This is a genomic window from Ciceribacter sichuanensis, from assembly GCF_024055605.1.
GTDB lineage: Bacteria > Pseudomonadota > Alphaproteobacteria > Rhizobiales > Rhizobiaceae > Allorhizobium > Allorhizobium sichuanense.
In genome coordinates this window covers 450,653-463,312 of record NZ_JAMXLX010000003.1, presented here as the reverse complement: position 1 = coordinate 463,312, position 12,660 = coordinate 450,653, and the positions used below count along the sequence as shown (strand labels likewise).

General features: G+C 62.2%; 13 protein-coding genes. 1 reads left to right on the top strand and 12 read right to left on the bottom strand.

Translation table 11 applies throughout. The features are described 5' to 3' along the window. Positions 1-3: 3 nt before the first annotated feature. Complete coding sequence (locus NBH21_RS12875; RefSeq protein ID WP_250913321.1) at positions 4-2,202, bottom strand: phage tail tape measure protein; 2,199 nt, start codon at positions 2,200-2,202, stop codon at positions 4-6. 102 nt (positions 2,203-2,304) lie between these two features. Beyond that, complete coding sequence (locus NBH21_RS12870) at positions 2,305-2,589, bottom strand: phage tail assembly protein (RefSeq protein ID WP_250913322.1); 285 nt, start codon at positions 2,587-2,589, stop codon at positions 2,305-2,307. 41 nt (positions 2,590-2,630) lie between these two features. Between NBH21_RS12870 and NBH21_RS12865 the strand changes: the two genes are divergently transcribed. Further along, a complete protein-coding gene (locus tag NBH21_RS12865) occupies positions 2,631-2,930 on the top strand; it encodes a hypothetical protein (RefSeq protein WP_250913323.1) in 300 nt (99 codons plus the stop codon). Between the two features lie 8 nt (positions 2,931-2,938). Here the strand turns inward: NBH21_RS12865 and NBH21_RS12860 are convergent, their stop codons facing one another. From NBH21_RS12860 to NBH21_RS12815, 10 genes are all read right to left on the bottom strand, one after another. Beyond that, positions 2,939-3,448 carry a phage major tail tube protein gene (locus NBH21_RS12860; RefSeq protein ID WP_250913324.1) on the bottom strand — a complete coding sequence of 170 codons (510 nt, stop codon included), beginning with the start codon at positions 3,446-3,448 and terminating at the stop codon, positions 2,939-2,941. A gap of 32 nt (positions 3,449-3,480) precedes the next feature. Further along, entirely contained in the window at positions 3,481-4,713 is a 1,233-nt protein-coding gene (locus NBH21_RS12855) for a phage tail sheath protein (RefSeq protein WP_250913325.1), read from the bottom strand. A gap of 148 nt (positions 4,714-4,861) precedes the next feature. After that, a complete protein-coding gene (locus NBH21_RS12850; protein ID WP_250913326.1) occupies positions 4,862-5,308 on the bottom strand; it encodes a DUF4376 domain-containing protein in 447 nt (148 codons plus the stop codon). Beyond that, complete coding sequence (locus NBH21_RS12845) at positions 5,308-6,285, bottom strand: phage tail repeat domain-containing protein (RefSeq protein WP_250913327.1); 978 nt, start codon at positions 6,283-6,285, stop codon at positions 5,308-5,310. The genes NBH21_RS12850 and NBH21_RS12845 overlap by 1 nt, the downstream gene beginning before the upstream one ends. A gap of 12 nt (positions 6,286-6,297) precedes the next feature. Further along, the gene (locus tag NBH21_RS12840) at positions 6,298-9,498 is read right to left on the bottom strand and encodes a DUF4815 domain-containing protein (protein ID WP_250913328.1); all 3,201 of its coding nucleotides are present in this window, start codon (positions 9,496-9,498) and stop codon (positions 6,298-6,300) included. Next, positions 9,498-10,694, bottom strand: coding sequence for a phage tail protein (locus NBH21_RS12835; RefSeq protein ID WP_250913329.1), 1,197 nt, complete (start codon positions 10,692-10,694; stop codon positions 9,498-9,500). The genes NBH21_RS12840 and NBH21_RS12835 overlap by 1 nt, the downstream gene beginning before the upstream one ends. Next, positions 10,694-11,575: a baseplate J/gp47 family protein gene (locus NBH21_RS12830; protein WP_250913330.1), complete on the bottom strand. Its 882-nt coding sequence runs from the start codon at positions 11,573-11,575 to the stop codon at positions 10,694-10,696. The genes NBH21_RS12835 and NBH21_RS12830 overlap by 1 nt, the downstream gene beginning before the upstream one ends. After that, on the bottom strand, positions 11,572-11,967 hold the full coding sequence (locus tag NBH21_RS12825) for a GPW/gp25 family protein (protein ID WP_250913331.1): 396 nt from the start codon (positions 11,965-11,967) through the stop codon (positions 11,572-11,574). Before NBH21_RS12825 ends, NBH21_RS12830 begins: the two co-directional genes overlap by 4 nt. Beyond that, positions 11,954-12,142, bottom strand: coding sequence for a hypothetical protein (locus NBH21_RS12820; RefSeq protein ID WP_250913332.1), 189 nt, complete (start codon positions 12,140-12,142; stop codon positions 11,954-11,956). The genes NBH21_RS12825 and NBH21_RS12820 overlap by 14 nt, the downstream gene beginning before the upstream one ends. Next, positions 12,139-12,660, bottom strand: coding sequence for a baseplate assembly protein (locus NBH21_RS12815; RefSeq protein WP_250913333.1), 522 nt, complete (start codon positions 12,658-12,660; stop codon positions 12,139-12,141). Before NBH21_RS12815 ends, NBH21_RS12820 begins: the two co-directional genes overlap by 4 nt.

Genomic DNA, 12,660 nt, shown 5'->3' with positions numbered 1-12,660 from the left:
CGATCAATACCCCGCATCGTTGGTGTCGGCCTGCAGGCCCTCCATCTCGGAGCGGATCCGCTGGCCGAGCTGTCCGGCAATAGCGTCCACATTGGACGCCTCGTGGATCGTGACCGACATATCGACATTGATGTTCGGCCGGGGAGGAGGATTGGTAATGGTCACCGCCGCAGGACCAGCCAACGTCACCGGCTGCGGCCCGGAAGATTTCTGGTCAGCGAACGGCCCGAGAGCGGATGGCGGGCGAGACCCGTCGCCGGCAGCAACATCGATCCCCATGTGATCGCGGAAGCTGAAATTCGGATCCGCACCTTGCCCGATCAACAGCCCCTTGAGCCACTGGAAGTTCTGCTCCGTGTGCTGGTCCGCTTTTTTCTGCCGTTCGATCCAGGCAGGGTCCGTTTCCTGCTTGTGTTTGGCGTATTGTACCATCCCGACCCAGCTCGCGAGACCCGCAAGCACCACGCCGCCACGGGCGACGAAGCTTTTCATGCCGGCCATGATACCGCCTGTCGCGCCAGCTCCAGCCGCAGCCGTGGCCGCACCACCCGCAGCAGCACCGGCGCCGGCCGCAGCCGAACCACCCGCAACCGCGCCAAGCAGGCGGGCGATGCCCTTGGCGCCACCGACAAGCAGGCTGGCGCCGGACAGGAACATCACAGCGCGTCCCAAAGACATCAGCGCACCCGCCGCCATTCCGATCCCGACCGAGGCAATCGCCAGCTTGAACCCGAGCGATCCGACAGAACCCAGCGTATCCACGATCGTGCCGGGATCGAGATTGAAGAACTGCTCGATGCCAGCGACGGAGGACGAAACGTCATTGGCAAACGCCTGGACACTCTTGCCCATGTCGCTGAATTTGAGGAACAACGCCCCGAGACGATCCGTATCCTTCTCGAAGCTGTCGACACGCCCAAAAATTCCGTCATAGAGATTGCCGAACTGCTCGCCGATCCCGTCTCCCTTGAGACCCAGCCCCGACATGAACCCCTTGACGCCGGCGCCGATCTTGTCGAACACCGTCACACGCTGGTCCAGCGTCATCAACGTATCGGCCAGCTTGCCGGCCCACTCGTTGATTGTCGGCAAGGCCATGTCGCCGAGACCGATACCGATCGCCGACACATTGTTCTTGAGCAGCTGCAGCGTATTGCTGGTGCGCTTGGACGCCTGCTCGAATTCGGCGGCCGCCGATCCCGCATAGGCCGTATCGTCCGCGACCAGGCCGAGGGTGCGGCGCAATTCGCCCATATTGCCGATCAGCGAAGGCAGCGCCCGCGCCTCGGATCCGAACAGTGCCGTGGCGATTGCCCCCTGCTGATGCTTGGGCAGCTTGCCCAGCTGCTCGAACACCTTGAGCGTCGTTCCGACAGCATCCTTCTGCATTGCCTTCGACACCTTGACGGCATCGAGGCCTAACTTGCGATAGGCGGTACGCTGCCCCGTCGTCGCGTTGGATCCGGCAGTCAATGCCTTGGTCATGTTCTGGAACGATGTTTCCGCCACCTCGGCCTCAAAACCGGAACCGATCATCGCCGCGCCGAAAGCGAGCGTTTGCTTTGCGGCAAAGCCCGCCAGCTTTCCGCTCGCCATGCCCCGCGAGAATTTCAGAATATCGGGAGCACTTGCGGCCGACGCATTGGAGAGGTGGTTGATCGCGTCGGCGAGCAATGCCGTTTCGCTGACGGTCAACTGCAATGACGTTTTCATTTTTGCGAGCGAAGTGCCGGTATCGCCGGCGGATATGTCCCACGCTGTCGAAACCTTGGCCGTCATCTCGGTGAACGCCTTCAGGTCCTCCATCGGAATATTGGCCTGACCCGCGGCGGCGGTGATGGCGGCAATGCCATCCGCCGCGATCGGCAGGCGGCGCGACATGTCGATGATGTCGCTGCGCATGTCGGTGAACTGCTTGGGCGACTTGAAGTCGATCACCTTACGGATGTCGGACATCGAGTCTTCGAAACGCATGGCGGCGCCGACTGTCCCATTCAAGCCTTCGGTCACGGCGAGATAGCCGGTGCCCATCAGCACCAGGCTCTTGACCGTTCCCATGACGCCGCTGGCTGACGAGGCCTGAAATGCGCTGAAGCCTTTGGCCTCGTTGCGCAGAAGCCGAAGGCTCGTCACAAGGCCCTTGGCTGGCGCACTGGCGATATCCGTCAGCCGCACGACCAGATTACTGACGAGCGTTCCCATGGAGCATTCTCACGACTTTATGGATGGCATCGCGCTCGGCCTCGGCCTCGCGCAGCGTGTATCGGTCGACGACCGGCCGCGGTGTCGCGGTATAGTGGGAGATCAGGACGGCGAGTTGCCGCCATCCTGTTCCTCGTTTCCCCATTTCTTGTCCGCCTTCGCCTTCATCGCCTGGGCGTCACGGCTCTTGATCAGGGCGAAATCGGCGCGGTCCATGTCGCACATGCGCGCCAGCAGATGCGCGACGCGAGCGGTCTCACCTCCGCCGGAATCCTCGACGGCGATCATGTCGCCGACTTCGGGTTCGCGCAGTGTTACCTCGGTCAGCTTCACGCCGGAGCTGAGATTGACAGGGGATTTCAGGGTGTATTTGATGACGTCGGTCATGGTTACCTCACGGAGTGCTTGTGAAAATTCGGGAAATAGTGATGACGGCCGCGCTCGGATTGAGCGCGACGACGGCATGCGCTGCAGGATGGAGCTTGGAACAGCTAGGCGCGATGGATGGCGCCGCCGAGCTTCTTCATGCGGAAGAAACCTGCGGGATGCGCTTGGATGCGAAGGCGTTAAATCTCTGGCTTGAAAGCAAGAACGTGCTTTCTCCGGACGCCCTTTCAAGGATCAACTTTAACCTGGACACCTTGAAGCGCAGCAACAAGACGCTGACCGAAAACCAATGCGCGCTTGCCAAGGCATCGGCAAAGTCCATCGGCGCATTGGTGGAATAAGGAAGCGACTACGCCCCGAGCGCGATGCGCGTCTGCGCAAACAGGTCGATGCCCTTGCGGCGCATCACGCGCTCATTGGCGTCGATGTACCAGAGTTCTTCGCCGTTCAGGCTGAACTCGTAATGCACGACTTCCTTGAAGACGTGGTTGCAGCCCTGGAATTCGGCGGGGTCGCTTTCGTCAGGCGCCCATTCGACGATAGCCCCCTCGATGATGCAGCGGCCGGGCACGGTTGCGCCGCGATCGGTGCGGTAGGCGCCGGCGAATGTCCACCGTTCGCGCGAGCCGAGACCGGTAAAGATATCGGCGTCGATACCCTTGACCGAGAACGCCGGCTCCACCGGCTCGATGCGGGGCAGGGCATAATCGACGCCCATCACCCCGCCGCCGGCGCTGTGGCTGACGGTGAGGAATTTGATCGAGGGAATGGTCAGTTTGGCGATGGTCGTGGCGCGCGACGATCCGGCCTGTTCGGCACGGCGCGCATCGACGGCAGTCAGCAGATACAACGGCTGCATGGCGGGTTTCCTTGGATTTGAGAAGAGAAAGATCAGGCCGCCGCGTCGAGGCGCGCGACGATCTCGGCCACCAGTCCCTCGACGGCGGGGCGGTAGCGGCGGATTTCATGGTTTGCGACCCGGAACGACGGCGCCGGCTCGATACCGATGGTCAGTGTCAGCGTTCCCAGACGGATGTTTTCCGGGCTGTTCTTGGAGGCCTTGAACATCTGGTTTTTCGGCGTGTAACCGAGGATGTCACCGTCCGTCTGGTGGTCGCCAAGCATGAAGGCAATGGAGTTGATCCACGCCTCGGCCGAGTCCGCCGAGATCTTCGGCCCAAGAAACTGCCGCGTGATCCGCATCATCTTGGCGACGATGTAATCTGCACCGCGCACCTGGTGGAACTGTTCCCAAAGCTCGCCCGTCGCTGCATTGTCCGTGCCGATGAACACGAAGCCGCCATCGGCGATTGCGCCATCGACCCCGACCTCGCCCTCGGCGACGATCGAGACATTTGACTCCAGCAGCTGCTGCCCCTCGTTGGAGCCATCCAGCATGTTGAACGGAATTTTGCGGGAAAGCCCGGCCAACCCGTAGAGAGGCTGGTTGGCGATCGGATTGAACGGCTTGCCCTTGTTTTCGTTGTCAATGCGGGCCATCAGGCCGGCGACACGAGGCATCATCGGCCTCACCACGACATTTTCGCCCTCCCAGACCTTTGCCGCGACGCCGATCGGGATCAGACGTTCCGACGACATGGTTTCGCGCGCATCGATCGCATTGGTCGCCGACGTGGCATCGACATCGACAGGAGCAACCGCCAGAATTTTCGAGAGATTGACCTGCAGCGCGGCAATGACGGGATTGACCGTATCGAGGTCAGGACGCCATGCGGTGCGACCGGCGACAACGATGCGCGGCGTACCATTGACGGCCGACGGGATCGTCGGGATATCGCCGCACGCCTCGGCGATCGCTGCAGCTGTTGCACCCGCATTTGCACCCTCGGCAATGCGCAAAACCGTAACATCCGCCCCGGCGTTGACGCTGGTCAGCTGATCGTTGATACCGCGCACGGCATCAGCCAGCAGCCCCGTGCCGAGCGCCGCGACCGCCTCGGTATTGGACGACGAAATCCGCCGCGGACTGCCGATAGGATACTCCGAATTGGACGCGTCGGCCGACGTTTCGATGACCAAGATTTTCGAGAAATCCGCGCCGAGAACCGGTACAGGTTCGTCGGCCGGACGAGTGAACTGCATGCCGAATACCGGTGCGGTCATTGTCTGGACTCCATGGGAATGCGCCTGCCCCCGGCGCGAGCGAACGGGCACGAAACCCGCCAGACGGCGGGCGATCAGGATTGGATAAGGGTAGGGGAGACTACGGCCTGCGAGCACGATCAGCGGCGCATTTCCGCGCCGCAGTCAGTTAGAACCAATGCCGATCGTCAGTATAGTCGGACGGGATGCCATCGGCGAACGCGCCGACGCCATCCTTCATGTCCCAGCTCACCTGCATGGTCGCCTCGATCCAGGCGACGCCCTGGGAGACGAGATCAATCGCCTGATCCGGCGTGAGCTGATGGGTGATATTCCCGGCGTCGCGTAGGACAAGGCTGGCAGCGGTACTGCCGGATGCCTTCAGTGCCTGAGCCCGCTGCAGCATGGTGCCGAGCACGATCTGGTCACGTTCGCGGCCGGTAACAGGGATGCCGCCATAGCCTACGACCGTGAACGTCGTGCCGGCGCTGATGCGGCGGTCTCGCTCGATGTTAACATCGGAGGCGGTCGGGATGTGTTCAACCGGTCCCAATCCGATAGCGGCCAGATCCGCCGCAGCAACGTCGAAGGTTTTTCCGTTGTGATACATGCGCATCAGCGTCTCCCGAACAGTCTGAATTTGCCGGTGATGAACGCGCCGGATAGACAGAACACGGCGAACCTGTTGATTCGGGCAACCGCATTGCGCCGCGTGGCGAATTCGAACAGACGATCCGTCCCATCTGCTCCAACTGCGCACGATGTGCCGATAAACGTCGGCAATGTCGTGCCCGATCCGGGATCGAGCATGTACGTTCCGAGCGCTCGACCGTTGTTAGCCTGCAGAGGAGGAGTGAGATACATTTGCGGTACGCCAGCGGAGTAGCCGAATGACGGACCGGCTGTGACCGCACCACTCGCTAGGTAGCGATAGTCACCGGCCCCAAGATTGTAGCTTGCTCCGTTATCCGTCGATGTCCTCACCGAAACATACGTTTCGCTGTTAAGATTGACGTCGTTGAATTCGAAATGAAACACCGAATAACCTGCCGGCAGAGGGAAGGAGACGGCACTTAGTCCAGCGGCATTCACCTCGTCCCCGATCGGTTCCCATGGGATGCCAAGGGTTGCCCTGGCAGCAGCGGCGTTAGCATCATCGAGCAGCGTAGACGCGAATGCCGACACGGCCGATGCATCCAGCTTTGCCAAAAGCGCTTCCGCCAGACCGACAATGTCCACCATCCGGTGCTGGTGCACGCCGATGGCGGCAGCTGGCGATGATGGTAACCAGCCATTGGCCGTCTTGACCAACATATAGCCGGGGGCCGCCATCGCCGCGCCGTCGACATCGTTGAGATCATCGAGCGAGAATGTCGTGCCTGCCGGCATTTTGCCGTCGAGCGCTGCCGATAGTCCCAGCACCTGGGCGATCGTGTGGGCATGGTCGACGGCGGCCTTGCCGTCGACCGCCTGCTTCAGCGCCCAAATGAGCGCATCGATCTGGTCGAGGGTAAGCCGCAAGGTAGGGAACTCATCGGCAACGCTCCGCCCCTCGTCCGGTTTCTGCAGGCCGTAGTGTTCGGTGACTGCCATCGTTCATGCTCCTCAGAATATCGCCGCGCCGAGATCGCCGATGATCAGGCGAGACGCCGGGCCACCCGTACCGGTGATTTTCAGCCGCGCCGTCAGGCCGGTCTGGTTGGTCAACTCGTAGGTCCGTTCGCTCCAGAGCGCATACGCCAACGCTTCGGTCTCTTTCAGCGGCACGTTGACCCAGGCGCCGCCCGCGATCGACAGAGCGACTGCAACTGTCGAGCCGCCCGGCAGAAACGCCTTCAGATACGTCGTGAACCGCACCGCCGTGCCGAGATCCATGGCGCGGGTCACGTAGGTCAGTTCCTGCTCGATCCGCCCGGCGATCAGCTCGACCGGAGCATAGAGGATCGGCGAGAGCTTCTCGGTTCCCTTCAGCACGGCGCGCAGCTGCACCGTCTCGGTGATGTACTCAGTGAGCTGCAACACCTGGAACGGGGCGAGCCGGTAGATCGTGCCGTTGGTCCGCTCGATCTCGAACTCTACCGAGCAGCCGGCAGATGGCAGCTCAACCGCTGCCCGGACCTGAAGGTCAGAACACTGGACGAGGTCGAACGAGCCGAGGTTGACCGTCTTCGTCGTTACTTCATACACGGCAGCAACAACGCGGCAGGTCAGTGCCTCGTCCTGATGCGCAGTCCACGTCTCGGCATTGACCGAACTGAACCTCGGACCGGTGACATACGGGTGAGAGGTAATCCAGCGCTGGGCCGTGGCGTCGTAGCCGCCGAGCTTGGCGATGGATATCGCGTGCTCATTGCTGTCCGTCTTGATGACGGCGGCATGCTTGCGCTCCGGCGACGTGGTCAATGGCAGTTTGTAGCGGGCTGAGCGCCAGCCGGTCGCGGGAGCGGCCATCGACACCACGGCTTCGGCCGCGACATCGGTGGTCGGATAGCCGTTGTCCGTCGAGACCTGATCGACCACGATATGCTGCGCCGGATTGCCCGCTGCGCAGACATGGAAGTCGATGCCGACCACCTGCCGCAGTTCCGTTACCGCGAACAACTGAGCCTGCGGATCATGCGCACCGCCTGACCCCTCGCGTGTTTGGCGGGGTGTCGCCGATCCGCGTATCCGCGCAGCGCTCCAGTTCGCGATCGTCGTGACCCGCCGCATCACGTCGACCTCGACCGTGCCCTGACCAGTGAACATTGCCGCCGCCTCGGTGCCACCGGCGCCAGTGGCCTCAACCACCTTCGATCCGGCAGTGACATTGGCGGGAATAACGAACGATCCGGAGATCTGGCCCTGCGCATTGGCGACCGGAGGACCGGCCGGCCGCACGTCGATACCGTCGAATGTCAACGTGGCGAGTTGTTCGCCGGCGCCAAACCCCTTGATCGTGAACGCAACAGGGATCTGGCGCAGAAACGCGATCTGCTCGACGCGACGATCCTCCAGACGGGTTTCCGATGTCGTCGTCTGCAGCGGCGTGGCCTGTGTCGTCACACCGCGATTGAACTCCTGCGTTTGCTCGGACAGCCAGTCGGTGCGGCTCTCGGTCCAGAAATCCACAGCGGGGGCAAGGGCGAGCGTACCCGGCAGCGGCGTGAAATTCGCATACGGGTTGATCTTCTCACAGCCGGTCTTGAGTTCCTGCCGGACGATGACTTCCTCGGTCCAGTCGAGCATGACCGGACCCGTCAGGGTCGCGGTGTAGAATGTCGGCTGGATCGCCAGCATCAGCATGCCGTCCGCGATCGCGCCGGTCTGTGCCGTGCCGGCGTCACGATAGGTATCGTCGCGGAACGGGTCCACGAACATCCCCTTCTTGGCAACCGGCTCGCGGCTGTCGATGTCACGGGTCAGCCGGTCGAGCTGCACCAGACGGTCGAGATCCACGATGCGATCGAGGTAGCTCCACATCTGGTCCCAGCTCAGCGACTGCGTACCGTCGTTGGTGACGGTCGGCGTCGACACCCAGTCATTCGAGATTTGCGCCAGCTTCAGCAGGTTCGACGGTACGGCGGGCGGCAGCGGGTTGGCGGCGGCCGACACGCCCCGCAGATAGACGGGCGAGCCATCCTCGGCGAGGCAGAGACGGTCGACGCGCGGCAGTCGGCGTGTGTACGCGATGATGACATCGCCGCCGGAGGCACCGCCCGAGACCGTAATGGTGTATGCCGTGACCGCATCAGGTTCGACCGAGGCGCGATAGCGGTATTTGACCGTGTAGGTCGAACCGGTCGCAGGCTCCGCCCCGGCCGGCGCCCAATCGACCGTGTTGTTGATGCGGTTGAAATCCGCCCCGGCGACATAGGTGGTCGCGCCCTGCTTGACCTCTACGATCTGGATGACGCTGGTATCCGGCAGGCCGTCCGCGCCATTGACCACGGCACCACGCGTCACGTTGACGGTCTTTTCCTTGGTCAGCAGAATAGAATTGACCACACCGATCGGGCCGGCAGCCACCGTGAATGTCTGGCTGGCGCCGCCCGTATAGGTGTGGGTTTCGCCAGGGATCGCCAGTTCGTCCCATTCCTCGGCCTCGGCATGGCGAAGCGCAGCGAGCCGCGTCCGCTTCATCCCGTTGATGTTCGCTTCGCCCTCGGAGATCGTGAAGATCTGCTTGCCCGCATCAGTTCCCATCGCCGTGACCCGGCAACCGGAGACGATGTAGTTGCCGTTGGGACGGTCATACTCCTGGATCGCCTGCATGGCCGGCGCCAGAACGCTCGGGCCGACCGTGTCGAGGATAACGCCGTCCTGCAGGACATGGACCGAATAGAAATCGCCGGTCTCGGAATCGCCCTGACGTGCCCACACGGCGGAACGGATCTCGCGCGCGGCGCCCGGTTCACCCTCGGCGACGGAGCCGGGGACCAGTCCGACCAAAGACGGATCGTCTTCATGGGTGATGTAGCTGGTAGTCAGGCGAATACCCAGCTCAACCCGGCCGGCCATGGGTACATCTGCCAGCACAGCCTCCGGAACGTCCCACACATCGCCATCCGCATAGACGCGGCCGGCCGATAGCGTCACCGAACCGGCCTCCGCGTCGATAATCGCATCGCCGCGCTCGATGCGGTCGCCGTCGCTGACGATCAGGCGCGACACGCGCCGGCTCCGCTCGCGAGTGATGGTCTGCATCTCGGTCAGTTCCGCCGCCTGGATGAACGGCCGGTCTCCATAGAATACGACCGACTGCACTTCGGGGCGCCCAGCAGCCCGGTCATACGAATGCGGGAGTCCGCTGGGATGTTCGAACATCAGAACCTCACTAGAAATTTGACGCACTCCCGAACGGTCGTCCGGAGCGGGATGGAAACAGGTGAAACCGCGATGGCAGCACCCCCCGAAAGATCATCGGAGGCAAGCCAGAGGCGGCCGGGGGGAATTCCATCGGCGAGATCTCCGCCGACATTGAGTTCCACGCTTGAGGCGACAACATCGGCGGCATCACCGAAATCGGTCATCGCCTCCACGTAGAGAGCGGTTCCGGTTGAAGTCGGCTGATAGGACGATCCGGCGAAACTGTAGAGGCCGCTATACCGCTCGATGACGGGCCGAACAGCCCGGCAACGCCGGTGGCCGATCACCTGACCGCCCGCATCCCGAAACGTCAGAAACATCGAGCGGCCGACAAACCATGCGGCCATTGTCGCCGAGCGCGCCGACGTACCGATCGAGGACCATAGGATATCGGCATCGTTCCAGAGATAATGCGCTTCGACCCATGGCAATCCGGGGTCCATGGACAGGTCGGGCACGGTCCCTACACCAAAGCCGGCATCCGGTAGCGATATAGGCATCCACGCGCTGCTGCCGGTATCGACGGGCTCCAGCCAGTTCCCGATTGCCAGACCCTCGGCTTCCGTCAGCATGTGCCGGATTTCCGTGGTTCGACCGAATGACCAGAGCGTTCCGGCCGGCGTGACCGCAATGCCGCTTTCTCGCTCCAGCATCGAGTCATCAAGGCGACAGTAGTCCGCGATCAGCGGGCCGACATCGTATTGATGAACGCCCCGGCGGAGATCCGAACGCAACGGCCCCGACAGGATGGATATGCCCTCGATACGCTCAAGATCCGGACTATCCTGGGCAGGTAGGTCGGGAAAGCGCAGCTGATAGCTGTTCCACCAGTTGCGCCCATGCCAGGCCTCCTCGATGTCGGCGGAATAGCCGATCCAGCCGAGGCCCATGCGATAGGCCTTGGCGGTCCCGCGAACTCGCTGCCACCGTACACCCTCGTCGATCAATTGATAGACATTGGGTACGTATGGCGTGAGCGGGCCGAGGCCATACTCATAGACCAGCCACGGCAGATAGGAAGGCGGACGGTCGATATGCTTTGCCTTGCGGATTGCCTCGACTGCGGCCTCCAGGGATTGCCATCGGGGGTTCAGCGCCTCTTCCAGCGCCTTTTCGAATAGCCCTGACGTGATGGGAAGCAGCGAGGTATCCATCAGAAAGCCCTGCCTCGCAGATTGAGAGTGACGCTCCCGATTGAGGCCGCTTCTCCGGACGGAACCTCGATGTCGCCAAGCGGCGTAATGGGGGCGATCTTATGGACACCCGCTATCATCAGCTTCGAAACCCACCAGGTGCTGATGAGATCGCGCCCAAGGGTTTGCTCCATCATCCACGCAGCCCGCAACTCGCTTTCCGCCAGGGTGAGCGTGTCGGCCGCCGCATCGGGCAACAGCCATACATCGGCGACGATGTTGACGACGGTGCGCACGGCGGTGGACACCGCAAATGTGTCATTGAGAACTTTGGCATCATCCGCCTGCAGTGCGGCTGTGACTGTCGCGAGCAGCGAGGCGGATGCCACGCCGTCAGGCGCATCGGAAAACACGGCGACATGGATGACCGGGCTTTTGCCGGATCGGTAAACCACGACGTCGGAGACATGCAGGCTCGACGTCATCGCTATATATTTGTAACGCTCGGTCGTTCCGCCGGTGGACCGCCCCTGTATGGCGAGGATCACGCGCAACTTCAGTCTGGGATCCAGCTCACCCGGCAGGCGCTTGACGTCATAGAAGGCGGCCAGATGTTCCAGATCCGCGCCAGTGGCGAAACCCAGCAACTGGCCGCGCGCGACCTCATTTGCGCGCTGGCGAAGCCGGACTTCGCGACTGCTTTCGGCCTGGTTGATCAGGATCGCCGGATCCGTTTGTAGCATCTGCACGTCATAATCAGGCAGGTCGACGTCAGGATTTGCCGTTCTGGTGTCGGCCCAGACCTGCGCGAACCGGCTGTTTTGCCGGGAAACGGTCGTCTCGTAGGAGATTTCCTCGATAATGCGCGGCTTGGGCAACAAGGTCAGATCTATGCTCGTCATTGAATTACCCGCACCCTTCCCGATCCGAAATTGACTCCAAGACTGAGACTGCGCTCGACAGTCTCGTCTCCGAGATGCCCGCGAGGCCGATAGTCCACCTCGATCCGCAGGCCGGCAGTACCGGCACGCAATTCATCGACGCTGCCCATGACGTGGATTTGCCGCACGCGAAACCGGGGTTCCCACAGATCGATTGCCGTCCCGATCAGCTGTTGCCACGCTGCAAACAACGCAGGCGTGACCGCTCTACCCAGCAGTTCCAACACGCCGCCGCCGAACTCGCGCAGCATGACGCGGCTTGAAATCCGAGTTGTGAGAGTGACCTCGACCCCCTGAAACGCGCTGTCGAGATTGCTGATGACGCGACCGGTGACCCGATCAATCCCCGCCATCGTCGTCACCCGTGGTTTTCGAGGCCTTCGGCTTCGTCTTCTCGACGATCCGCCCGAGTGATAGGTCGAACAGGGCCTGCGAGACCGTCAAACGCACGATGCGGTTGCGAGGTACCGGCCCGCCATTGACCTCGGTGACGCCGTCGGAAACTCTGTAGAGCTTTGTTGTCATCATGCCCCCCTCGGTGGATTGGTGTATTCACCGCCACGGTCAACACCGCCGTGATCATGGGTTTTGTCGATCTTCACGTCATCGTGGGTGATGCTGCCGCCTGTCTGGGCGAGGCCGCCGGCGCTGAAGCGCCATGCCGTTCCGCCAATCGTGATCACGAGAGCGCCATCCACGATCTCGACGCGCACGCCGGCGTCTTCGAACACGTTTGCTGCGGGATTTCCGTTCGGCGAGGGGTGTTCGTTACTGTAGCCGCCGCGAATTAGAATTCCCTGCCGGGGATCGCCGGCAGGGTTGATCACACCCACGATCTGGCCTTTTTTCAGGGGGATCGACGTCTTTCCTGTTTCAGGATGCGGATACCAGGGTGAGAGGAACGGACGTCCGTTCTTTTCCCCGAGCTTCAGGCGATAACCCCGCTCAGCATCCACCTCCTCGACCGGCCCGACCTTTAAGGACCGGCCGAACGCATTCTTCAACGCCTGCAGATCGGCGTTCATGGCTGCGAATTCTTTGAACAT